Raw genomic sequence first — 23967 nt, forward strand, 5'->3', positions numbered from 1 at the left:
GCCGTGCCGGACATTCGCCTCAACTTCACGATCAGCCTCGAAGAGCATCCCGAACTGGCTTACCTCAAGGCCGGCGCCGGCCGCCGCGGTGGCCGCAGTACCGAGGTGATTCGGCTTCTGAAGCTCGGCGCGAAGGCGGACATGGCGCTGCGGGCGATCGAGGAGGACCGGTTGACCAAGGCCGCCAGGGAAGGCTTGCTTGCCGAGGGCTCACCCCTGAGGCATCGCAATGGCGGGGCAGCTCTGGCTAGACAGACTGCGGCGCCGGTCGCGTCAGCTCCGCCGGCGCCGGCTGCGGCGAGCCCTCATGCGCCGGCGGGCACCGCCTATCCAGTGGATGAGCCACATCAATTGCCGACTGCGGGTGCGCTGCCGACCCAAGCAGATCCGCACGTTTCGCGGGGCGGGTTTGCTGCGAACGCGGAAAGGACCCAACCCGGGGCGCCGCGGCGTAGCGGGAAATCCAAGGCGTCAGCATTCATGGGCTGACGGACTAGAACTTCGGAGAGCAATACAAATGAAGACCCTCATGGAGATTGCGCAGGCGGATCGGTACGACCTAGGTCCCGACGACCTGGTCATTCGAAATGCGATGGCCGACTTGGCGGTATGGCTTCGCCAGAAGCTTGGTTGCCTGACGGCCGTGGCGTCCGGTAGCCGAATCGTGGCGGTGTCGCCGGAACTGAAGGCCGCACTGCTTGCGCTTGAGCACGGCGGCGAAGCGGGGCAGGCCGCCGTGGCCGCCGTACCTACGGTGAACGAAGAGTAAGGGTCTGGACCAAGTCTTCCCCGCATCCCCACAAGTTATGGCGTTTTCTACCCCTGGTCCTTTCCGGGTTGACGAGTCCGAGTGGAAGGCGGCTGTTGATGCCGCTCGCGCCGCTTGGCTGGCCAAGTGGCCCAATCATTGCCGGCGTTGCCACGGTGACCCTGGGGAGTACAACCCCGCTGCTGACAGGCTGGAAGGGGTGTGCCCGGAGCGCACGCCCACCGGAGCGTGCCCGCGTTGTGGATCGAAGATGGCGCCACCGTGCGCCGTCTGCGCGGACTGCCAGTGGAAGCGCGACGGGGACCGGGACTGGGACGAGAACAACAACCACTGCCCATAGTGAATTTCTCAACTGAAGCGGAAAAAGTGATGATTCGAGCGAACGCTGCGCACGTACGCAGCCTGATCCTCGTCGGTGCGATCGGCGTAGTAGCTGCCCTCGCAGGCTGCGCTGCCGCCCCCGGCAGCTCTGGCGCCACCGAAGCAGAAAAGGCGATCAGCGCGCAGATTGATAGCGCAATTTCTCAAGTCAAGGACCTGCCGGGCTGGAGTGTGGCAGCTGATGCCGCGCCGCAGCCGGCCGCGTTGGGTGGCAAGTACCTCTCCGGCTCGTTTCAGGGCGACGCGGCGCAGCTGCTGAGTGTTTTGGCGCGATCGAGGGGCATGAGGTTCCAGGTAACCGGCCCAAACCCCCGGCTTCCGCTGTTTGTCTTTGTTGACGCCCAGGGAATGACGTTCGAGGACCTGTTGCGTGATGTCGACAAGCAGTTTGGTCAGCGCGCTAACGTGGTCTTGGGCAACGATCTGATCGAGATCCGGTACCGGTAAGCAGTTTCGTCCGCTGCTTTAAAATTCGTCGCAGTATTACAATACGAAAAATGATTGGCGGATGGCCGCCTTTCTCTCTGCTACGCAAGGAATGGTATATATGAAACTCAAGCTGATGGCGGTGGTCGTCGGACTGGCCTGGGAAGTCGCGGCCAGTACGGCTGCGCACGCCCAGCCTGGCTCGGAGAACCTGCAGAGACTGCTGAACCCGACAAAGGGCGACCAGCTTGTCTTGCTGTCACCGGTACGTACTGCGGCGCTTCGGGCGATGGCGCAGGCCATAGGCACGCAGACCGGAATGATCGAGCGTGCACGGGAAATCGGACGGGTGATTGAGCGGCGCCAAGCGGATCTGGATCGCAGCTTCCGCTTTGGTGACCTGGTGATGGGACAGGGCGTTCTACCGCCGGTGATCATCAAGACCGAGAACGCCCGGACGGTCTCAAAGAGCGCGATGCGCGTTGCCGGGGCGGTCTACAAAATTTCCGAGCCGGCCCGCTTCCAGAGCGGCTCTCCGAGCTGGCGCGACTGGTTGCTGATGGGTTTGCCGACTGCCGACGAAATGCCACCGCTTCCGACGAACGAGCAGCTGCTGCCGCGGGACGCTGAGGAGCGCAGATACTGGGATCAGCAGGTCAAGGCGGCCTTCGAGGATGGCCGGCGCCAGGCGCAAGAGATCTTTGATAACAACCTGGCGAATCTGAAGCAGGTCTACCTCGGCATGCGCACCTTCTACGATCTGTATCAGCGTGGAATGGTGAGTCTGCCCGAAATCGCCCGCACACAGGACATCGTCAACAAGGACGATCCGAACACCATTGTCGTGGGCGACACCTTGTTCCGAATCACGGTCAATAGCGACTTCGTGACGAAGCCAGACCGCTGGGTGCCCCTCATGGCCACGCCCGGTGCTGAGACTCGTGCGGCCACCGAGCGAACTGAGCGGATGATGCGTCGCCCACCGGAGCCGGCCGCGCCGCAGAGTCACAAACCCCTCCGGGCAGACGACCTGACGCGGTTCATTCAGCAACTGCCCGCTGCGCAGTCCCCCATGAGCCCCCAGCCGGCGCCCCAGCCACAGCCAACCACCGCCCAGAGTCCGATCCAGGTGATGACGCCGGCCATGCCGAACCCCGCCTCGGTGGCTCAGATCGAAAGCGGTCCGCGCACGCACCAGTACGCTTCGTCCGTGGACGAAATGCGGGCGCTGGCAGAGCAGGCGGCGCAGCTCGCACAGCGTGCGGAAGAGGCGCGACTCGCCTCAATGAAGGCTCTGCAGGCGCTACAGGTAGCCCAGTCGGCAGGGGCGGCCATGTATGGCAGCCAGCCCGGCGCGGTCGCCGGTCAGCAAGTCTATGTGGCTATGGCCGCTCCGGTGCCGCCGGCAGCGAACCATGGGGCCTGGAACAGCAGCCCAAGCTATCCTGCGGCGCAGCAGCAGGCCGCCCCACCGCCGACCTATCAGCGCGTGGTGTACCTCCCGCCGGCGCCCGCGCGCGCCGATCCTGCGCCAACGCCGGTCCCCGTACGCAGTGGATACCACGCGCCGCTGTGGCAAGACTCGCCCCGGGCAGGGAGCGGATCATGAGCGGATCAAGCTTGCCATTTCCCCTCAGTGTCAACTTCACGCGGGACGAGTTCTACGAGTTCCTGCGGGCTGCCACATCTGTTGCTTCAGATATCCTGATTCAGTCGGGGGACTACGGCTGGATCGAGGTCTATGGTAAGCAGGTGAAGGCGACTACCCGAATGCTTGAGGGTACCGAAATCGAGCGCGCGCTGAGCTTCCTGTATGACGGCTCTGGCGTGTCGCAACTAGCCGACGGCAAGCCAATCGACGCCGAAGTCGAGATCCAGGCGGTGCCCGGGGACTTTGATCGCGTGCTCCGGTACCGGATGAACGCGACCGGGTCGCGGGTGGGGCGCATCGCGCGCGGGATCTCTATCACGATGCGGGTGGTGCCCGAGGCGCCGCCGCCCTATGACGAACTCAACCTGCCACAGGACATTACGGACAACCTGTTTCCGCGCTATGGCCTGGTTCTGGTTGTCGGTACCACCGGCTCCGGGAAGTCGACGCTACTGGCATCCGCCAACCGACGCAGGCTTGAGACGCCCGGTGCACCAGTCAAAATCATCACCTTCGAGGACCCGATCGAGTTCACCTATGGCTATGGCTATGGCCAAACCCCGCAACCATCACAGGTCCAGATTGGCAGCAACCTGAAATCTTTCGCGGAAGCCGGCCGAAATGCCATGCGCCGCAAAGCGGACGTCATCGTCATGGGCGAGTCGCGTGACCGCGAGTCGATTAACGCGTGCTTCGAGATGGCCCTGACTGGTCACGCGGTCTACTCCACCCTGCACGTTGACACCCCGGCAGAGGTCTTCGCGCGCATGGTGAGCTTTTTCCCTGAGGAGGCCCAGCCGGCAGCCGCAAACAAGCTGCTCGACACCCTGAAGCTGGCCATCGCGCAAAAGCTTCCTCGCACGACCGATGGCAAGCGTGTTGCCGTGCGCTCCTGGCTGACGATTGACCGCGAAGTCAAACGCGCTCTGGAGCAGCAGCCGTTTGAGCGGTGGGGATCGATCACCCGTGAGCTCCTCGAGCAGCGGAAAACCTCCTTTGACCACCAGGCGCTTCCGCTTGTCGCTGAAGGGATTCTGGACTTTCAGGCATTCCGCGATGCGACCAACATGACGATCCGCGAGGCAGCTGCCTTCCTGGAGGAACACGGGCAAACTCACCGGATCCCATCGAGCCGAGAACTACTTCTGGAGGCGGCATGAAGATCGCGGATTGGGTGAGATCTGCCGAGAGTATGGGGCTGCCATTCACCAACATCCCGGCGTATTGCAGCTTCCCGATGCTGGTATGTCTGTTCTACGCGCGACTGTGGACGATGGGCTTCGCCATCATCATGACCGCCGTCGTCTGGTGGTTGCAGCGAAAGGGATACACGCTCAGCTGGATGATACGCCGGGCCCGGTCAAAGCTGCGAGGGGAGCGCGTTTCAGCGAGGCCTATCTGGCACGTGCGCCGTTTCTCCCGCCTGCAGGACCCCGGCGAGGAGTACTGAGCAGATCCGATCAAAACGGTTGGCCCCATTGATGATATTTCGGCGTTACATGTTAAAATGAAATATGACGACTGCCGCAAGCGCGGCCGTGGAGGAATCGAATTGAAAAATGGCATGCAGCGTCGCAGAACCCTTCGTATGGGGGCAATGATCGCGATGGCGGTCGCGGCAAGCTCCGCGTTTGGCTTTATTGATGAGCGGCAGGCTGTACCGCAGTCACCGACTGCACCTTCGGGTGCTGTAGCCGCGACCTCCGTCGCGATGGTGGTACCTGGCGCAGCCCGTCGTGGTCCGGATGCCTTGCAGGGCGACTTCTCCGGGGCCGAGTGGTATGCCCCGTACCCAGGACCATATGGCCCAATGCCCCTGGCGGACTCCCTGATCGCGCAGCTGGTGCCGATCATCGGTCCGATCAGGCTCGAGGGAGAGTCGGGTTTGCTGCAGACGCCGGTGGTGATCCCCCAAGGTGTCGCGCGTAGCGCAGCGTTGCTCACGGTCGCCGAGCGCGCAGGGGTGGTGGTGCGCGTAAAGGGAAGCGTCGTGAGCATCGAACCGATGCGCGTAAGCCCGATGGCACTGGCCGAACAGATGGTGCCTGCGCGGCAGGTCGCGTCTAGCCCGTTGGCGCCGCCCGTCTATCAGGATCCTGCAGCGTTGCTGCCAGTGGTCGGGCCGGCGGGCTCACCAGCCCCACAGCCGTCGTTCAATCCGGCTCCGATCGAACGCTGGGTCTCCCAATCTGACAAGGGGATGACGCTCAAACAGGTGCTCAAGGAATGGGTCGACCGTACTGGTCAATGGAAGCTGCGCTGGAATGCGTCGACCGACTATCCGGCACCCGATATGGAGTGGAGTGGGGATTTCCTTGAGGCGGTTGACCGCACCATGACGCCGTACATGCGAGTGAAGCGCCCGATCGAGGTGGTGCTCCATAAGGAGCAGGGGATTCTCGAAGTCGTGGACAAGCGCAACTGAGGCCAGACAATATGAAGCACAACACGATTGGCCAGCGAGCTGGCAACGCCCGAGTCGCCCGCGTTGGGGCGACCGCGCTGGCAGCCGTGCTGCTGGCCAACGGTTGCGCGCTACAGCGCGTGAGCGAAGGGATGGACAAGGGCAAGGAGGTCGCTGACCGGGCTTCGGCGTTGGTCAACGGCATGCGCACTCAGAAGCCGGCTTCGTCGCCGTACTCGGCTATTCGCGAGGGGTCCGGGCTATACGTCGATGACTCGCCGATTCCGCTTGGTGGGAATGCGGGCAAGGGCGAAAAGAGCCCTCTTGACTGCATGGTGACCTTCAGCCCCTATGCGCCCACATCGATCAGCGAGTTTGCTGACGACGTAGCGAAGCGGTGCCGCGTGGCGGTCAACGTTACCCAGGAGGCGTTGCAGCAGCTTAGCGGCATTGGCCCATCCGGGGCGCCGTCAGCATCCAACCGGACACCCGCGGGGGGGTTGCCATCGCCGAACCTCAACGGTGGCGGAAACACGATAAGCCTGGCGAACAGTTCGATTTCGGCGCCGCGCGGTATTAGTCAGGCCGGTGTCATCACCGGAATTCAGTGGCGTAACCGGCCGCTTCGAGGGCTTCTCGACCTTGTTACCGCTCGCCTCGGCCTCGGCTACAAGGTCGACGATAGCGGCATCACGATCTACTACGTAGACACCCGGGTGTTCAACCTGGACATCATCCCGGGAAAGATTGACGTCAATACGATCGTCCAGTCAGGCAAGACGAGCGGAAGTTCGGCCACCGGCAGCGGCACGCAGGCATCGAATCAGTTTGACTCTGCAGGCAGCCGCCAGTCCACCAAACTCGAACTCCAAACTGACATGATCGAGGGGATGCAGAATACTCTGAATGCCCTTGTTACAGCGAACATCGGTAAGGCGCATCTCAATCCGGCGACGATGGCCGTCACGGTTACTGACCGTGCGGACGGTATTGCTCGCGTAGAGTCCTACGTGAAGGCGGAGAACAAGCGCCTTACCCGTCAGGTGACGCTTAGCGTTCAGGCCTTCACCGTCACGCTGAAGGACGAAGACAGCGTTGGGCTCAACTGGGACGCCGTGTACTCGTCGCTCAATAAATACGGCATCAACTTCAAGTCGGCGTTCTCCGTGCCGACGGGCGGTGGATCGGCCTCGGTTGGCGTCGTCAGCCCCACGAGCCCGTGGGCGGGTACCAAAGCGATGGTTGATGCATTGTCGACGCAAGGTCGAGTTTCGACCGTGACAACTGCGTCCGTGACGACGCTGAACCTTCAGGTCGCGCCACTACAGGTCGGCCGCAGCCAGACCTACATTGCAAGCTCCTCCAGCACGGCTGTCTCGAACGTGGGCAACCAGATCTCTCTCGTGCCTGGCAACTTCACGACCGGCTATAACATGTCCCTGTTGCCACTATTGCTCGATGGTCAGGAGCTGCTACTTCGATACGACGTCAACCTGAGTTCGCTACTTGATCTGCGTCGCATCGAAGCCGGTACCTCCAAGATGGAAGCTCCAGATTTGGATAACCGGATCCTCAGCCAGAAGGTGAAGCTGAAAGCCGGCCAAACCTGGGTGCTCTCGGGCTTTGAGCAGATGGGGGATGACACCACCCGCAGCGGCACAGGCGACGCGCGTTTTTGGCTCCTGGGCGGTAATCAGAGCCGCAAAACCTCGAAGGACGTCATGGTGTTCTTGGTAACACCCGTGGTCGTCGAGTAAAGGGCGGACATGGCGAGAGCTAAGAGAGGTGGCCGCACGGCCAGTCTGGCGCCGACCACGGACGTTATAGTGATTGCGGGCACGGCTTATGCTGTCGGTTTGCTCTGGCAGTCGGCGTCCAAGCCAAAGGGCTTCATGCGAGAGGTCAAGGGATTCACCAAGCAATATGGCCTCCGACAGTTCGTCGTGCGAGAAGGCTCGATGACGCAGATAGGCTACGTTGTGACCGCGCCGGGTACGCGGCCGTTTCGGAAGGCTCAGGCGCTGGTGCCGACGCTTGCGGATCAGCTGGGCACATCTTGGCTCGGCGTATTCGAGGTCACTGAGCGCATGTTCGTGATGGCTGGCGTGCACAATGGGGCGATCATTCCTGAGGCTGACATGGCCGGCAGCGAGGCGAGCGTCCGTGCGCGGTTCGACGAGATCGTGGGGCTGCCTTGGGCCAAGATCTATGCGCCTCGGAGTTTCTTCGCCGCAGCTGAGAGCCTTAGTCTGGACGCGGTGTTGAGCCGTGACGCCTTGAAGCGGGCCCGCTCGGGCCGTGCGCGCGTTTATCCGATTCGATCGACCGGGCCGGATTTTGGGCGGCGCGAGGTCATCCTGTACGGCGGCGCCGCGGCGGTTGCCCTCGCTGGCACCCTCATTCAGCATTACCTTAATGTTGCCCGCGAGGAGGAAGAGGCGATGCAGGCGGCATTCACCGCTGCGCGCGATGCTGAGAACCTCGAGAAGGAACGAAAGGCTGCCATCGAGCAGGTCAAACGCAAGGCCCCGGTCCCGCAATGGCCAAATGAGCCGGCGGCCACGACGGTGCTCAGCCGGTGTATGGATGCGGCTGTAGAGGACGACCGAATTCCCGCCGTCATTGAAGGTTGGCGCTTCAATAACGTGACATGCGATGGCACGCGCATGACCGTCAGCTACGACCGCACCCCTGGTGCAAGCGAAGACGGTTTCCTGGCTGCTGCCCGGACGCATTTCCCGACCGTGAGTGTCACACCGGAGGTCGGAACGGCGATCGGACCAGTTGGTGCCGAAGCTCCCATGTTGCCGCGAGGGGACGTACACCTCACAACGTCAGAGCAGGCTGAACTGGAATGGAACTCCCGCTTCCAGCGCCTGAATGTGATGAAGGTACCCGAGCTCACCAAGAAGCAGCCGCCGCCAAAAGAGCCACCCCCGCCAAGCCTGGTGAAGCTAATTGGCGAAGCTCAGGCGCAGGTGCCGGATCCTTGGTGGAACGAGTACACGTTCTCGGTTTCCAGTCCGTTTCCGATTGACCAGGTCATGGGACCGCTCCTCGATCCCGGTTTGGTGATCTCGGAAGTCAAACTCTCGGCCGGCGCTGGTGATGCGCTTGGGGCCGGAAAGCAAGTTGGCCTGCAATGGACGATCAATGGAGTGGTATATGCAAGAAAGTAGTCTTCGGTCTGCAATTGCCTTGGTAGTCGGTGCAGTCCTTGCCCTGCCAGCGGCCGCGGCGCAAGACGATCCCGCGGACGTTGTCGCGCAGAAGCGATCGCTTGCCGTCTGGTCTAGCCTTCACCAGCAGACGATGGTGGTGGAGGCGCAGCTCACGCTGGCAAAGAAGCAGCAGGAACTAGAGGCGCTTCAAGGCTCTTCGGCCCGCGCTAAGGCAGCGGCGGCAGCCGCCGAGGCCACGCGGAAGGACACCGGGATGCCAGTCGTAGCCCGCATCAGTGGCGAATCGGGCAAGTTGTTCGCAGTGGTAACGTACCCCGACGGACAAGAAGCGGAGCTTGGCGCCGGCGAGCGGCTGCGTGGAAGCGGTTGCCGGGTAGAGTCCGTATCCGACTCGGCAGAGCGGGGCGTTCCGGCTCGATGCGGGAAGAAGACTGTTCGACTGAAGTATGCCTCTGAGCGCAGCGCCAGCCAGGCCGGAGCGGCGGCGCCGCAAACCCAGGCAGTGACCCAACCGGGCTTCCAGAACGCGCAGCTGTCGCCGCCGGCGATGATTCCGGTCACGGTAGGCCAGCCACCCATCTCGCAAATCAAAGCGCAATAGAGGCGCACGATGGATAAAGCGACAGACCGAGTGCGCGATGCGATCGCGAACGCGCGAAGGCGAGGGCTTGTTGCATGGTCCGCCGCGCGCGGACTGTATCCGGCAAATGACGCGGCTCGTAAGCTGCTGTGTCTCACCAGTGACAGCGTGCTGCATGTCCTGACCGGCCAGCAACTTAACCCACACGTCAAGAGCTATCTGCAGCTGGTGCGCGCGCGAGGGGGCGATTCGATCCGCACACGGGAGGTTGGGTACCACGAGCTGGAGCTTCTCTACAGCGAGCTTTCTGGCGATGGCGAAACGGGTAAGGTGGGTGCAAACGAGGTGCAAGCGTCGGATCGGCAAACCGAGGTGATCGGCTACGTGAAACAGGCCGTTGCCGAGGATGCCTCCGATATCCACTTGGTTGTTGGGGACGAGGTCGGAACAATTGAGTTTCGGCTTGACGGCGACTTGTACGAGTTCTACCAGTTGTCGGCGCAGCACGTCAGGGATCTGATGTCCTCTATATACCAGTCCATGTGCGACGTTGCCGACGAGACCTTTAAGACTACCCGCAGTCAGGACGCAAGGCTGAGCTCTGCCTATGTCAAGCAGATGGGCATCTACGGTGCCCGGGTAAGCACGAGGCCGACCGACAAGGGCATCATGATGGTGATCCGGCTCTTGTACAGCAAACATCAGGCGGCGAGCTCGATCGCATCCCTCGGATTCCTCCCAGAACAGACAGAGGATCTGAAGACGATGCGCAGGTCTCGTTATGGGATCAACGTTGTGACCGGGCCAACCGGTTCGGGTAAGTCGCTCACGCTGTCCGTGATCATGGGAGAAACGCTGGAGGAGGGCCGCCAGCGGATGGCCGGCTCGCCAGCGGCGGGTGGCCGCGGCCGCCCTACCGGCATTCGGGCGATCTCGATTGAGGACCCACCTGAGTACAGCGTGCCGGGCATGCTGGCCACGCCGCTGAATTCAGAAGGGGCAACCGAGCAGCAAATCTCCCAAGCCTGGTCGACTGGGATCTCCGATCTTCTGCGAAAGGACCCGGATGTCCTAATGATTGGCGAAATCCGGGACAAATCCTCGGCAATCGCCGCATACCGCGCGGCCATGACTGGACACGTGGTCTGGACGACCTTGCATACAAACGACGCCACATCCGTGCCACAACGCCTGGTCGATCTCGGCGTTGACTCGAGCATGATCCTTGATCCGATGCTAACCACGGGGTTTGTGAATCAGTCCTTGACCAAGAAGCTGTGCAAGGCCTGCTCCAAGCCGTACGCGGAGCACAAGCACGAGTTGCCGGCGGATCTGGTCGAGCGCATTGAGCGATATTGCGATCCGACCAACATCCGTCTTCGCGGCCGGGGGTGTAACGAATGCCGCGTCGGTGCAGTGGGCCGGGTGATGGTCGGAGAGACTGTCGTGCCCAACGGCGAATTTATGGACATTTATCGGGATCGAGGCAAGATCGCGGCTCGAAAGTACTGGGTAACCGAGCTGGGCGGAGTTACCAAATGCCAAGCCATGATCAGGCGGATCAACGCTGGCGATGTCGATCCCCGAGACGGGGAGGCCGACGTGTCGCCGCTCGATACTGATCTGCGCATGATTGGTGTCGCTGGCGGTACATCAAACTCAGGTAGCCGGCTGCGCGCCGCGTAAGGAGCAGAAGTGTTTGAGAAGGCAGTGGAACTGTGGGAACAGCTGCAGCACTGGAGAGCTCGGCAGGCGATTGGCGTGGATGCGCGGATCGACTTTTACAACCAGATGTCCCTGATGCTGAAGATGGGCCTACAGATCCTAACGGCCCTGGACCGACTCTACGTCATCGAGTCAAGCGAAGGCCGTCGCCCAAGCAGGCCGGCAGCTTTGATGCTGGCAGACATCATGCACTCGATCCGGGAGGGAAAGTCACTAGGCGAGGCACTGGAGAGATGGGGCTCGCCTCAAGAAGTAGCGCTGGTCAAGGCTGGCGAGGAGGCCGGCAACCTCGAGGACCAGCTCGCTGTGGTGGCCGACATGTTGGCGGCAAAAGGCGAGATGGTTGGGACCGTTCTCAGCGCGACGGGATATCCAGTGGTCGTAATCGGCTCGGCCTTCGGGATGCTCTACATGATATCGACTGTAGTGGTGCCAAAGTTGTCCAAGCTTACGCCACCTGACCGCTGGGATGGCGCTGCGAGGCTCCTCAACCAGGTAGCGAGCATGGTGAACAACTACTGGGCGTTGGTGTTCCTCATTCCTGTGATTTTGGGGGTAATCGCCTGGTCGATTCCAAACTTGAGCAAGGCGGAGATCCGAGTCTACCTAGACAGGATCCCGCCATGGTCCTTCTACCGTGCGCTGCATGGCTCTGGATTTCTCGTGAACATGTCGGTGATGCTGAAAGCCGGTATCCAGATGAGTGAAGCGTTGCTACTCCTCTCGGAGGAGGGGGGGCCATGGCTGCGGACCCGAGTTAGGGCCATCTTGCACGGGATCAATCAAGGGAAGACATTAGGGGAGGCCATGCATGCAGCCGGGTATGAGTTCCCGGATCCTCGCGCTGTCCACATCCTTCGGGCGGTTTCCGATGTCGACGGTTTCGAGGAAAGCATGGCGCTGTTCGCCTCATCATGGATGAAGCGATCACTGGAGGCCGTACGAGTGATTGGCCGCTATCTGCTGGCGCTCGGCATCTTGTCTGCCGGCGGCTTGCTGCTGGTGATGGTGTTCGGGATCTTCGGGTTGATCCAGAGCTCGATGGGAACTTTGGGCTAATCGCATCTAATGCGGAGCATAATACTAACACAAAAGATATAATTAAGTGCCGCGGCCAGCGCGGGAACATTACTTAGAGAGGAATGCAATGAAATCGAAGATCCGTGGCCATTTGAAGACCAGTGCGCACGCTACCCAAGGTGGCTTCACCCTGATCGAATTGATGGTTGTTATCTCCATCGCGGTGATCATCTACGCCCTGGCCGGTAGCCTGAGCAATACGGCGATCACCAAAGGTTCGGCACTGGAGGAATCGACCAATATCCAAAACCTTTTCGCTTCCCTGCGTGATATCCGCTCGTCTCAGGGCTACCCGGCTTCTGCAAACCTGGTACAGGCGCTGCAGGATCAGAACACCATCCCTTCGAACGTCACGATCACCGGTGGCGTCCTGAAGAATACCTATGGCGGGAACTACACGCTCACGACGATCGACAGCGGCGGGACCGTGACGATCGCCTCATCGAACATTCCCAACGCTGAGTGCCGCAAGCTCGTGACTGGTGTGAAGAAGAGCATCCCCCGCTCGGTCGGGGTCGGCGCTACGGCGACGATCGACATGGCGACAGTTACCACCGCTACGGCCACTACGCTCTGTGGTACCGCCACCCGTGTAACGCTGATCTGGTCGTCGGCGGACGTCTAAGGCCCATGCCTCTTTGCCGGCCGTGCCTCTAAGGTGTTCGCGTCCGGCTTCAGCTATCGACAGGAACGACGACATGAGACTTGGGGACCTGACCTTCCTTGATCTGTACCTGCATCCGCAGGTCGCGCTGCTTAAGAATCTGACTAGTTCAAGTCAGCTGGTGGACGTTGCCCCGCCCGAGCTCAAGGCGCAGCTCGATGAGATTCGTGGTCGTTGCCAGGCCACGTATAGTGAGACCCAGGTCCCTGAGTTCAGCATCGTTGAAGATAACCGGCTCTATCGGGTAACAGCGCAGGAAGACCATGCTGGTGCGGTGCTCTTCGTGCTCCGGCAGTTCCAGCGCGCGCTCAAGCCATTCCGGGATCTGGGGTTACCGCGGCACGTAGGCCTGAATCTGCTTTCCAGCAATCTGAAGGGTTTGATCTTGTTCGCCGGCGAGCCGGGAGTAGGGAAGTCCACCTCTCTGTTCAGCACCGTCGTCCAGCGCCTGCATATGAACGGCGGAGTCGCTGTAACCGTGGAGGATCCGATCGAGCAGCAACTGTCCGGTGCCCACGGGGGCGGGTATATGTTCCAGTTCCCAGCCAGTCGGCTCACCGGCGGCTATCGGGAGCCGCTGTTGCGGGCATTGCGAATGCAGGCCGACATGGTCGTGGTTGGCGAGATCCGTGATAGTGCCGCCGCATCAGAGGTTGTCCGAGCATCGGCCAGCGGCCAGCTTACGTTCGGGACGATCCACGCCGGATCGGCCTCCCAGGCGCTTGAGAAACTTGCGATCCTCGCCGCCTCGGGCGAGGGAGGTACTAGTAGCGAGAGCATGCGATACATGCTGTCGCTTGGCGTGTCTATGGTGATCTGGCAGACCATGCTGATTCTTCCCAATGGTGGGCGCCAGCTGTCGGTCCGGGCGCTGTCGTGTATCGGTGAGGATGGCCTGGCGATTCGCAGCAAGATTCGGGACAACAAGCTCCAGACCCTCGAAAACGATATCGAGCACCAGGCCCGCCGCGGCGCAACCAATCAGGTACTCAAGACAGCATGATCAACAAGAGGAACCGGCGTGGTCGACGCCGCGCGAGAGGCTTCACGCTGATCGAGATGACCGTCACATTGACGATCATCGTTTCCGTACTCGGCATGATGTGGCCGATGCTGGGTGATTACGCTGATGAGCTGGTAAACCGCAGCGCGGCGGATCAGCAGCTACTGGTGGCAAAGGGGGCTCGCAAATACCTCGATGACAACATCGGGACGGTGACGGCCGGGCTTAGCGGCACGACGCCAACATCCATCCCGTTTGCGACGATCCAGAACGCGGGCTACATTCCAGCGGGGGTGAGCGCGACCACACCGTATGGTCAAACCTTCAACATCGTCGTGCGCAGACCTAGCGCAACTGCAACCAAGTTTGAGGCGCTTGTCGTTACTTCTGGTGGGTCGTCCATCAGCCCCAAGAATGCACAGCGGATCGCTCGCATGCAGAGAGGCGTCGGTGGCTACATCGCTCCAAGCAACACCAACTTGATCAAGGCACCTGACGGGCAATGGAACTCGCTGGCCAGCGATTTTGGCGTTGCTCCTGGCGCTGGCCACATTGCGACCGCGCTCTTTTCATCTGACGGCGACGGGAGCGGCGACTATCTGTGGCGGAACGCCGTACCTGGTCGTCCAGAGTTGAATCGCATGAACACCGCGATCGACATGAACAACCAGGACATGAACAACGCCAAGACGGTTACAGCGACTACAGTTCAGACCCAGGACGTGAATGCTACCCGGGCGACGATTTCCAATCGGATGACGACGCAAGATGCGGTGGTCAACAGGGACAACTATCTCTATGCTGCGGCCGTGCCCGGCACGGCCTGTAGCCAAGAAGCGTCGGTGCGCCGGAACCAGAACACGTGGGCTAGCTTGGTGGTATGCGGCTATGGTAAGTGGCAACCGGTCGGCAACGCTTTAGAGGGGATCTATGACGGCGCACCGTGCTCGCTTGCTGATCAGGTGATGAGTGATGTGAACAGTCGCGGCTATATCTGCCGCGGCGGTTTCTGGAGGCTCTTTCGCAATGCCTTTGGGAATATGACCATCAATCGCAAATTCGATAACGTTACCGACGGGGTGACGATCGGGAAGGACTACTGTCCGGGCGGAACGGCGTGGGCGCTCTACACGCCAAAGCAGCAGATGGTGAACGTCACCGGGAACGTGATGCCTCCGATTCAAGGCGTCTACTTCTGGCTGAACGACTACGGAACATATTGGTACGCGCAGGCAAGTGCCGTGTCTCCGGCCGCCTGGTACTCGGGCAATGATGTGGGTGCGATTGGGGGACAACTGGTAGGCACAGTCACCACTGGTTGCTCGTACTAAGAAAAATAGGAGGGATATCTGTGCGAGATGCATTCCGGATGCTGGCAGTGGCTATTGCCGCGGGCTATACGTGGACGCCAAGCGCCTCGGCCGAGCTGATCCAGTTGCCGGCGCCACCGATGACAGTAGCTACCTGTCGCGCGGACCAGCATTGGGAACGGCGGCCCAACGGCATGCCCTGGTGCGTTATTAACCAGCCACCACCGCCGCCACCACCCCCACCGCCGCCGCCTCCTCCGCCGTGCCTGTATCAGGCTAATGTCTTTGGAATCTATATCGGGGATATGGGTAGTTGTTCAGCAGATGGCGGCTGTGAGGGCAAGGGATACGTAATTTTCTACGGCGGCGTCGTTGCTTCCGAAATGTGGGTTGGCTATATGGATTGGACTGAGCTTAACGCTCGAGCCAATGCCGCCATCGCAGGAAGTGGATATCGGATGGGCGCATACATAACCGGCCAGTTGAGTAATGGCAACAACATGGGAAGCGCCTCATACGAAGTCTGTAGGTAATATTTTCAGACTGCCCTAATGAGCAAGGCCCGCTAGCGCGGGCCCTGTTCTATCTGGCGTCGAACTTAGGATCGGCTAGATCAGAACGCCTTGAAGCTCCACGATTTGCTGATCGCAACACCGTTGCGAGCGCCTGCGAAGGTAGCCGTGTACGCACCAGCAGCCAGGGGAGCGGTGGGCAGCATGAAAACGACGCCCGCGTACAGGTTCGAGTCAGAAATCGCGCCGGACATAGAGCCAGACTGCGCCGCCGATGGCACCAGAACGCGTACAGGCACCGAGGCACCGCCCGGCCCGGTAAGCGTGAAGGCGCTCACCGTCAGCACATCGCTCGCGTTGGGCGCGCCCACACGGAACATGATCGGCGTGCCTGCCGAGGCCAGGTCGGGTGCCGGATTCGGCGACTCACTTGCTGGCGTGAAGGAGCCCACAACGGTATCGTTGTCGAGCGGGTAGTAGGCTACTGCGTTTGCCGGCAGTTGCTGGCCGCCCCATTGCGGCAGACCATACCCGCTGCCATTCGCACCGGTGACAACGCCAAAGTTGATCACGCAGAGGTTGTCATGGAATGCGATACCAACAGTCTCCTGACCGCTCGTTGCACCTTGCAGGTGATAAACCGAATGCAGGAAGGCCTGTGCGCACTCGGCGCCGCTCAGGTATCCCGCTTTGCCCAGCTCCTGGCCGATCCACTGGTTCTTGCTACCGCCGGCGGCGACAACCTGGTCGTAGGGATTGGCGCCGGTAAAGCCCGTCAAACCCTGCGTTTCAAGGTGGGAGGTGGTGTTGTTGGCCTTCGCGTAGTTGAGATGGTTCTCTGCCGCGAGATCCAGCACAGCATCTTGCTTGAGCATGCCAACGCCCATTTTCTGGCGGAGCGTGTTCAGGGCATCGAAGGCGGAGAGTCGCTGATCTGCGGCGCCATAGGTTGGCGTCGGAACGCTGGTCGCGGGCGGGACGGACGTCGGAGCCTGGGGTGTGGTCGGAGTGTTCGGCGCGGTCGGAGTGGTCCCAGGGCTGTCCCCGCCGTCACCACCGCCGCCACCACATGCCGCGAGGAGGGCGGAGAGGGCAGCCACTGCGACAAGACTCTTCTTCATGATTTTTCCTTGTTGTTGGGGGGGTCAGTAAGATCAGAATATCGATCCACAAGTGACCCACGCAAATTTCTTCTTACCCTGATACGGCAAAGGAGCCTCCTTCGGGGCGCACGAGAGGATGCCTGTTATGTCGGCAATCGCGAACCAAACTTTAGTCGGAGGGAAGGCAAAGGCGCCGCGACCGAGCGTGCGGTGGACTGCCAATGAAAAGGCCCTCTGCGAAGAGGGCCGGGACTAGATCTGCGGACTTCTCAAACCTCGACTGGGATGTGGGGTGCGTCCAGGATGAAAGGTGATTCGATCAGGGCAGGATCGTAGCGGAACGAGCAGACGCTGCGTTCGATCTTGGAATCAAAGATTCGCGCCGTGTGGGTGAGGACCCGCAGATCGGGAATCAGTTTGAAGATCCGGTGCGCGATGAAGGGGTAGTCCCGCACTAGCAGGTTGCAGTACCGGGTGCCCCAGGGCTTATATTCGGCGACCACCACAGGCCCATCGTAGCCGGCCTCGTCGAGCCACTTGACCAGGTAGGGATGCAGATAGGCCAGGACATCCTTGGGCGCATCGCCTAGTTCCAGCACCCGCAGCTGCGTGAGATCGAGCGGCTTGATCCGGGCCCAACTGCGCATGACGTCCCAGGTGCCAATGCGGGTATCACTGTTCAGCTCATTGCCGCCCCGCTTGGCAATCCTGGTGGCGCGGATGTCCGCCTCCTTCTGCTGTCCCTCTTCGATATCCATGATCCGATACTGAAAATGGGCGACGTGCAAGGACATCTGCCGACTGCTCGCGTACAGATTCGCATCCATCTGGATGTTCAGACGGTTCTTGGCTGGTACGGCCGTCAAGACGTTGCGAGCGCGGTAGCGCGCGACATTCGCGGTCGGGTCGGCGTCGTCGAGCTCGACCTGGTCGTCCAACAGGGGTACCGACGCGTGCTTTAGCGAGACGCCGCGGATCTTCTTGTCTTCCGGCGCGAAACTTGTCATCACCAAGCGCACACAGCCGAACCGCGCAAGGTGCGGAGCCTCTTCCCTCGTGCTAGTGCCACGAGCTGTGCCAATTGCGGCGGCGGCTTGAACTGCAGCAGCACGCTCCGCTTGAGCGCGGCGGGTCTCGGTGGTATCCATGAAATTTGGCCTTGGCTATTACGGTTTAATCTGATCGCTCAAGCAGCGCGTTTGCCGGTGTTCCGAGCCCGAGGCTGGGCTGCTGCCCTGCGGACAGGGCGTTGCTCCAGGAAGGCAGGGTCTTCGGGGGGAAAGGCCTTCTCGTCGATGTCCACGCCGCGCGCCTCCCAGCAGAATCGAGAAAGCTCGTAGAGATCTTCGCGGACCTGTTTATAGTGCGCGAGGCGCCCCCAGGTGTACCCGGCGTCGTCGTCCGGCTCCAGTAGCTTCGCGATGAGATTGCGCTGCTCCCTCAAGCCAGACTCAGGCGCCATCCAGCGATAGAAGCTCGTCTGGTGTCGGTCAAACATTGCCGTGACGCGCGTGGCAATGCCAACTCGAATCCGCCCAGCCTTATCCTCCAGCGTGGGGCGGCTGGCAGCTCGCAAATACTCTTTCGCGTGCATGGACGACTCGGCCAACGAACTTGCTACCCCGGCCAGGAGTAGAAAATCGCGGTAAATGTAGGCAATAAAATCGTCCATGTGCCAACCTTGCAGGGCGAGCGACATGTGTCGGGGTTTGGCCTCGTAGCAATAGAGCAACATCTCCATCTCAACGGACGCAATTTCCGACTCTTGATAGCTGATGCTCTGGTTCGGCGTCAAACCCAGCATGAAGAGGACGGTCTGAGTGTTGAGTCGTTGCAAACCCAGCGTATCGAATTCACCGGATTGCTTGCGCTCAATATTCTCGAGGGCCGCACGGTGAGGCAGGTTGCCGATTCGCTCGGCAACCTCCTGCTTCGTGAGCGGGCGAAACAACTTCTCGTTGGAACGATAATCGCGTATTAGTCGTTGAATACGCGATAATTGCCCCTCGTCGCGCTTGGCTTCCGCCTTCTTCTGAGACATTTAGTTCCTGAGTGTTGCACGGTTCAACCGCCCGTCAGATACCTTTCCAAGTCCCAAGTCTGCTGGTTGAGACCTTACCAGGCTGCGTCAAGAGCTGGCCTCGGCCGGTTGAGGCGGCACGCCATCGGACGGACGCGCGAAAACTTAACCCCCCACCAAAGGGGTAGCGGCGCCATTTTAACCTATTGCGGATGCTCAGTCTAATGCGAAACTTGCCAGTCGCATATGGGTGTCGCCAAGTGCAGAGTATGCAACGACGGGGTGGATGTAGGTTCCACACTTGTGGGGGGCTAGTAGTCAGATAGCTCTGCGGCAAACCGAACGACGTCGCCGTGGTAGCGAAGGACGCACGGTCCGATCGCGCCGTCGCGCTGCTTGGCGATGATCACCTCGGCCGCATCGGGATCTGGGGTGTTGGGATCGTAGATGACATCTCGGTACAGGAATAGGATGATGTCCGCGTCCTGCTCGAGGGTGCCGGATTCACGCAGGTCCGCGAGGATTGGCCCCTTACCCGCGCGCTGCTCGAGGGAGCGTTTCAGCTGCGAGAGGGCGATCACCGGGCAGTTCAGCTCCTTGGCCAGCTGCTTGAGGCCCGCCGATACCCGGCTTACATGCCGCCCCCGTCGTCGCGGCCGCGGCCGCTTTGGGCGACGATCCGCAGGTAGTCCAGCACCACGACGATTTCACCATGCTCGCGCTTGAACTGGCGGGCCGCGGTGCGGATATCCTCCAGGGTCCGCGATGGCCGGTCGTCAATCCAAAGGCGCATCCCCTGGTCGTAGGTGAACCTGTGCATGACGTCGGCCATCATATTGATCTGCTCGTCGGGCAGGTGGTGTCTGCGCAGCATCCGCAGCGGAACGCCCGACTCACTGGAAACGACCCGCATGCCCAGCGCCGCGGGCCCCATTTCCAAGGGAAAAACCACGACAGCGCGGCCGCCTCCTCGGAGCGGTTCGCGATTCACCGCGATGTTCCGGCTAAGATTGAGGGCAAAGGCGGTCTTCCCCATGGATGGCCGGCCACCGATGAGAATGAACTCACCATCCCGCAGCCCGCCGTTCAGCGCCTCGTCCAGTGCGGGATAGCCGGTGGCGACGGCCGTTGTGGGCGGCTCGTCGGAGAGCACGGCGTCGGCGATCTCCTCGACCACGCCGCTGATGTGGCGCGGGCCGGCGCCCGCGGCCTGCCGGTCAGCCAGGCTGGTAGCCTCGTCCACAACGCTGCCGAGGATCTCTTCGACGCTGCGACCGCCAAGTGACGCCACCTGGCCAAGTAGATTGGCTCGAATCCGGCGCCGCGCGCTTTGGTCCCGCACGATGGCGGCGTCAGCCAGCACAACGGCCTCGTCAGCCCTGGCCCAGACTGGGTCAGCAACGAGCTGCGCCAGGTATTCGACGCCGCCAACGTCGTGTCCCTTGGCCTTTGCACTGGCCAGCACCGCGGTCGGTGACCACCTTCCAGGAGGCAGGATGCCGCATGCGCAATCGCGCGGTGTGCGGGAAGCGAGAAGTCCTCTTCACCGACCAACCGCTAAGCAAACGCCAAGTCCGGACTACTGCGGAGCACCCGCGACAGAACGACGCGCTCGCTCTCCACGGCGGTAAGCGCGTCAGCGGAAGGCGCCGACCGGCCATTGCTCGCAATGCGAGCAGTGGGCTCGACAGTCTCACCGTCATCAGCGGGTCGAAGATGGCGTCAGATGCGACCACTATGGTTTCAACTCGGAAAGAAATTCATAAATCTTCCTTAAACATCACTTAAGTCGCCGTGATCGCCTGCCGATATGACGTGCAGTCTCAATAGGGAATGTCCTGAATCTTGTCGAGGTCCTCGATCTCGCCAAGCTGGGTCTGTGGCATAGGGGCGCGATCCATTTGAGACGCAGGCCGGGCAAACGAGACTGACGAAGATGTGGCGGCAGCCGATGCCGCCGCTGACTTGGCAATCGGATTTCTGGTCGTGAATCGCGGAGCCGATTGGCCGCTGTGTCTACCGGCACCGCGGCCAGTCAGCTCGTCCTGGGCCAAGTGTTGGCGAGCGTATAGCGTGGTGGTTTGGGTGCACGGAGGTGACTCGGAGGCGTTGCGCCTTTGGGCCTCTGCCGCCGGTGAGCCAGGAAGGTGAGCGGCGACCGTTGGCACGCAGCTCAGCGCTTTCCATTGGGCGCCGCAGAGCGCGGCCGACACGGCAAACACCGCGCCGTCGGGCGCGCCGGCAAGCGCCCCCCGGATCTGACTGAGATCCTCGGGGGTGATGGTGACCGCGAGCGTGCCGAAGCGGATCGCCGGCTGGGAGTCCGAGACTTCAGTTGGGATGCCGATCACGGTGAGCATTCCACACGGAGCAGGCGAAAACGCGCCGGTCATCTCCTTGCCCGCCCCATGGCTAGGCACAGGGCTCGGCGTCGTCATTGTCGTTTCCGGATTTGGCATCCACCCGGTAGCGGCCGACTTTGTGCCGGCGAACTGAGAGGGAAATCGAAAGGAAGTCGTCATCAGGTCTCTCGTGTCCGAAAGGTTGCACTCGGGTTTTGCTAGTGATATATTGCGCACTAATGGTGTGCTACCAAATATATCAGCATGCCACTGACCCGCGCAACTCTGCTTCCTACCCGGGAGCATCTGACGTAAGGGTCTTCTTGGGGAGGTTGAGATGAGTGGTCGAACTGGTCAGGGAAGGACTGCGATGATGGGGCGCGGGTTCCCATCGAGCCGCATTGGCTTGCGAGCCTCCCGGCATTCGCTCACGATGATCCGCGCGTCGTGCGCGGCTCGATCAATCTCCTCACCGCAGCCTGGAGCGTTAGTCCCGCCGGGACTCTCCCGCTCGACCCCATTGCGCTTGCGCAGTACTCCCGCCTCACCGTAGACGAGGTGCAGCGGTACCAAGCTGTCCTTACGGGTGGGTGGATCGTGAAAGGTGACCGCATGACGTTCCCACCGATGGCAGCTCTGGCCGAGCGCCTCGCGAGCGCTTACCACAATGCGATCCGCCAACTAGAGGACTCGCTCACGGTGGCGATGCAAGCACCCGACCTCTTTGGCGACTCGCTCATCGTCGAAGATCTTCCTTCCCCAGCCCCGCTGATCGCAAGGCAGGCCGACGAGGGCCAGGCAACCTCACTTTCTTCGCGTGCGTCGTCCTTTCGCCGCGCGCCAGCCAAGCGCTCGCTGCCTGAAGGCGCCGGCCTGACTGGCGAACTGTGTGCTTATCTGACCAGCAATGGCTTTGCTCCCGAGCAGTTCGACGACATTTGGTCCCGCTTCGAGGACTTTGTCCGCGGACGCGGAATGCAGGCGGCCGACTGGTCGGCGCAGTTCCGCACCTCGGTGCGAAACGGCATCTCGTATTCCCAACTGGTGCCACACCAGGCGGCCGCGGCGAGCGCTCATCCGAGGCAAGCAGTGAGGTTTGCCCTCGGGCGTCGCACGGGAGAAGCGGCAGAGCACACCAGCATCGAGAGCCTGCGCCGTGTCCGCGAGGCCATTACCCGAATTTCTCCGGCCACAGTATGAACGCGACTCAAGTCGATGCCCGCCAGTTCTGGGCTGCGGTCAATGGTATGTACAAGCACCATCCGACCGACAGCGAGACCCTGATCTGGGAACTGGAAGTCTTCAGCAAGTTTGATAACGACTCCATCGTCGATGCGCTGCGCGCGCACGTGCGATCGTCCGAGTTTGCTCCCCGGCCAAACAGTGTCTGGCGGGCCGCGGGCAGTGCTAGCGCTGTGTCCCCGCGGCTGGCGCTAGGTCACGTTGTCCAAGCTGTGAAGAGGCATGGTCCATACCGCAGCCCCAACCTGGACAACCCGCAAGTCGCCATGGCGATCCTCGGCGGCTGGGCGACCGTTTGCAAGGAAATCCCTGACCCAAGCAACGGGTTTGAGTTTGAACGATATACGAAGCGATTCGAGGCCGCGTACGAAGCCGCGCGCGCCGATGTTGACGTCCGCAAGCTCACGCCTCCGCCTGTCTTGGGTCTCACGGACGCCGCGCGGGTAGGGCCCAAGCCAACCCATGCGGTTTCCTTGCCGGGGAACCAGGTGCAATGAACACCGAAGTCACACTTTCGCGAGCGGAGGCCCAACAATGGATCGCGCCAATTCTGGCTCGCTCTATCCGGGTCACGCTGATCGTGATCGCCGTGCTGCTCGTGGCGCACGTCGCGCTGCTTCTGACCATTGGCGCTCAATGTTCCCGCTTGGTCGGCCTTTCCGGTACCGGTTGGGTAGTGCCCATGGACATACTGAGCTGCAACAACCCCGGCGCAAAGCCGGTGTACACCGGGCCAGTTCGGGAAGCGAATCGCGCCTGGGTAGAAAAGAACGCCGATAGGCTGAAGTGAAAGAGTAGTTGACGATGCAACCCTCCAGTTTCGCGCCCCGTAAAAATCCCGCGCTCGCCGCCGCAGAGTCGGCCCTCGCGGTCGTCATCGGGCGACCGGGCGAGAACGGTACCAGCGACGCCGCGTACATCGGCAAGCTTCTGACGGCTCTAATCATCACGGTGGCGATCGCCTTGACGTTGCTGTTGATCGATGGCGCATTGCTTATCCGGCTGATGAAAGGCCGCACCGACGTCGTGGCAATTAGTGATACCGGGGCAGTGATCAAGACGGTGCCGTTGGATCAAGCATTTGTCACAGAAACTCGCATGCTCTCGACCGTCGACGAGTGTGTGCGGCGTTCCTTTTCGCATGACTTCGTGAACTACAGGCGAACCTTCAATGACGCCATGCCGTGCTACACGGAGCCGGGTGGAAAGGCCTACGCCGCGGCAATCGATCCGTTCTTCAAGGATCTGCGTGAGCGACGCTTGGTCATGGCGTCCGTGACCGAGCCCGCCACGGTTGCGCGTGGGCCGTACCTCGCCGGCGGACGGGTTACGTGGGATGTGCAGGCGCCGGTCACCCTTTATTACAACGGTCAATCAGGATCGTTCGCGCCATTGCAGCGGCTGGCCACAGTGCGGGTGGTGCGCGTACCGCTAGAAGAAAACACCCGAGGAGTCGCAATCGACTCGATGCAGCTAGCGCCATATCAGAAGCGATAGCGCCTTAAGAGGCCGGGGAGACAAGGGTGCAGGGCCATATTGGGTACGGCGCTGCGAAGAAGAACAATAAGCCAAT

25 protein-coding genes are annotated in these 23967 nt (G+C 61.4%); 19 read left to right on the top strand and 6 right to left on the bottom strand.

Going from position 1 to position 23967, the window contains the following annotated elements:
* Positions 1-3: 3 nt before the first annotated feature.
* The 15 genes from K307_RS00070 (at position 4) to pilV (ending at position 15196) form a co-directional block, all read left to right on the top strand.
* On the top strand, positions 4-489 hold the full coding sequence (locus tag K307_RS00070; protein WP_155300996.1) for a hypothetical protein: 486 nt from the start codon (positions 4-6) through the stop codon (positions 487-489).
* Positions 490-517: 28 nt separating this feature from the next.
* The gene (locus tag K307_RS00075) at positions 518-769 is read left to right on the top strand and encodes a hypothetical protein (protein ID WP_042875532.1); all 252 of its coding nucleotides are present in this window, start codon (positions 518-520) and stop codon (positions 767-769) included.
* Between the two features lie 237 nt (positions 770-1006).
* Positions 1007-1597: a DotD/TraH family lipoprotein gene (locus K307_RS44010; RefSeq protein ID WP_155300997.1), complete on the top strand. Its 591-nt coding sequence runs from the start codon at positions 1007-1009 to the stop codon at positions 1595-1597.
* Positions 1598-1697: 100 nt separating this feature from the next.
* Positions 1698-3185, top strand: coding sequence for a type IV secretory system conjugative DNA transfer family protein (locus K307_RS00085; protein WP_042875533.1), 1488 nt, complete (start codon positions 1698-1700; stop codon positions 3183-3185).
* Complete coding sequence (locus tag K307_RS00090; protein ID WP_051974522.1) at positions 3182-4387, top strand: type IV pilus twitching motility protein PilT; 1206 nt, start codon at positions 3182-3184, stop codon at positions 4385-4387. The genes K307_RS00085 and K307_RS00090 overlap by 4 nt, the downstream gene beginning before the upstream one ends.
* On the top strand, positions 4384-4677 hold the full coding sequence (icmT, locus tag K307_RS00095) for an IcmT/TraK family protein (RefSeq protein WP_042875535.1): 294 nt from the start codon (positions 4384-4386) through the stop codon (positions 4675-4677). The genes K307_RS00090 and icmT overlap by 4 nt, the downstream gene beginning before the upstream one ends.
* Positions 4678-4734: 57 nt before the next feature.
* A complete protein-coding gene (locus tag K307_RS00100) occupies positions 4735-5652 on the top strand; it encodes a TcpQ domain-containing protein (RefSeq protein WP_080744783.1) in 918 nt (305 codons plus the stop codon).
* 11 nt (positions 5653-5663) lie between these two features.
* Positions 5664-7388: a PilN family type IVB pilus formation outer membrane protein gene (locus K307_RS00105; protein ID WP_042875538.1), complete on the top strand. Its 1725-nt coding sequence runs from the start codon at positions 5664-5666 to the stop codon at positions 7386-7388.
* Positions 7389-7523: 135 nt separating this feature from the next.
* Positions 7524-8810, top strand: a complete 1287-nt coding sequence (gene pilO2 / locus K307_RS00110; protein WP_230625377.1) for a type 4b pilus protein PilO2 — start codon at positions 7524-7526, stop codon at positions 8808-8810.
* On the top strand, positions 8785-9414 hold the full coding sequence (pilP, locus tag K307_RS00115; RefSeq protein WP_196251495.1) for a type IV pilus biogenesis protein PilP: 630 nt from the start codon (positions 8785-8787) through the stop codon (positions 9412-9414). The genes pilO2 and pilP overlap by 26 nt, the downstream gene beginning before the upstream one ends.
* A 9-nt stretch (positions 9415-9423) precedes the next feature.
* Positions 9424-11079: a GspE/PulE family protein gene (locus K307_RS00120; RefSeq protein ID WP_051974523.1), complete on the top strand. Its 1656-nt coding sequence runs from the start codon at positions 9424-9426 to the stop codon at positions 11077-11079.
* A 9-nt stretch (positions 11080-11088) separates the two neighbouring features.
* On the top strand, positions 11089-12177 hold the full coding sequence (locus K307_RS00125) for a type II secretion system F family protein (RefSeq protein WP_051974524.1): 1089 nt from the start codon (positions 11089-11091) through the stop codon (positions 12175-12177).
* Between the two features lie 88 nt (positions 12178-12265).
* Positions 12266-12823 (top strand): type 4 pilus major pilin, encoded by a 558-nt coding sequence (locus K307_RS00130; RefSeq protein WP_042875543.1) that lies wholly within the window; start codon positions 12266-12268, stop codon positions 12821-12823.
* A gap of 73 nt (positions 12824-12896) precedes the next feature.
* Positions 12897-13865 carry an ATPase, T2SS/T4P/T4SS family gene (locus K307_RS00135; protein ID WP_042875545.1) on the top strand — a complete coding sequence of 323 codons (969 nt, stop codon included), beginning with the start codon at positions 12897-12899 and terminating at the stop codon, positions 13863-13865.
* Complete coding sequence (pilV, locus tag K307_RS00140) at positions 13862-15196, top strand: shufflon system plasmid conjugative transfer pilus tip adhesin PilV (RefSeq protein ID WP_051974525.1); 1335 nt, start codon at positions 13862-13864, stop codon at positions 15194-15196. Before K307_RS00135 ends, pilV begins: the two co-directional genes overlap by 4 nt.
* 592 nt (positions 15197-15788) lie before the next feature.
* On the opposite strand, the gene K307_RS00145 is transcribed toward pilV, so the two are convergent.
* From K307_RS00145 to K307_RS00170, 6 genes are all read right to left on the bottom strand, one after another.
* Entirely contained in the window at positions 15789-16808 is a 1020-nt protein-coding gene (locus K307_RS00145; protein ID WP_042875546.1) for a CAP domain-containing protein, read from the bottom strand.
* A 251-nt stretch (positions 16809-17059) separates the two neighbouring features.
* Complete coding sequence (locus K307_RS00150) at positions 17060-17938, bottom strand: hypothetical protein (RefSeq protein ID WP_155300998.1); 879 nt, start codon at positions 17936-17938, stop codon at positions 17060-17062.
* Between the two features lie 38 nt (positions 17939-17976).
* Positions 17977-18831: a hypothetical protein gene (locus tag K307_RS00155; RefSeq protein WP_042875550.1), complete on the bottom strand. Its 855-nt coding sequence runs from the start codon at positions 18829-18831 to the stop codon at positions 17977-17979.
* A 290-nt stretch (positions 18832-19121) separates the two neighbouring features.
* Positions 19122-19415, bottom strand: coding sequence for a DnaB-like helicase C-terminal domain-containing protein (locus K307_RS50210; protein ID WP_329955908.1), 294 nt, complete (start codon positions 19413-19415; stop codon positions 19122-19124).
* Between the two features lie 26 nt (positions 19416-19441).
* The gene (locus K307_RS50215; RefSeq protein ID WP_042875553.1) at positions 19442-20275 is read right to left on the bottom strand and encodes a replicative DNA helicase; all 834 of its coding nucleotides are present in this window, start codon (positions 20273-20275) and stop codon (positions 19442-19444) included.
* Between the two features lie 358 nt (positions 20276-20633).
* On the bottom strand, positions 20634-21248 hold the full coding sequence (locus K307_RS00170) for a hypothetical protein (RefSeq protein ID WP_155300999.1): 615 nt from the start codon (positions 21246-21248) through the stop codon (positions 20634-20636).
* A gap of 516 nt (positions 21249-21764) precedes the next feature.
* On the opposite strand from K307_RS00170, the gene K307_RS00175 reads away from it, so the two are divergent.
* Genes K307_RS00175 through K307_RS00190 form a run of 4 tightly spaced genes read left to right on the top strand, consistent with a single transcriptional unit; the run spans position 21765 to position 23891 of the window.
* Positions 21765-22352 (top strand): hypothetical protein, encoded by a 588-nt coding sequence (locus tag K307_RS00175; protein WP_155301000.1) that lies wholly within the window; start codon positions 21765-21767, stop codon positions 22350-22352.
* Positions 22349-22891, top strand: coding sequence for a hypothetical protein (locus K307_RS00180; RefSeq protein ID WP_042875558.1), 543 nt, complete (start codon positions 22349-22351; stop codon positions 22889-22891). The genes K307_RS00175 and K307_RS00180 overlap by 4 nt, the downstream gene beginning before the upstream one ends.
* Positions 22888-23184: a hypothetical protein gene (locus K307_RS00185; protein ID WP_042875560.1), complete on the top strand. Its 297-nt coding sequence runs from the start codon at positions 22888-22890 to the stop codon at positions 23182-23184. Before K307_RS00180 ends, K307_RS00185 begins: the two co-directional genes overlap by 4 nt.
* Before the next feature lie 14 nt (positions 23185-23198).
* A complete protein-coding gene (locus tag K307_RS00190) occupies positions 23199-23891 on the top strand; it encodes a DotI/IcmL family type IV secretion protein (RefSeq protein ID WP_042875561.1) in 693 nt (230 codons plus the stop codon).
* The last annotated feature ends 76 nt before the right edge of the window (positions 23892-23967 follow it).

Source organism: Cupriavidus necator A5-1, assembly GCF_000744095.1.
Lineage (GTDB): Bacteria > Pseudomonadota > Gammaproteobacteria > Burkholderiales > Burkholderiaceae > Cupriavidus > Cupriavidus necator_A.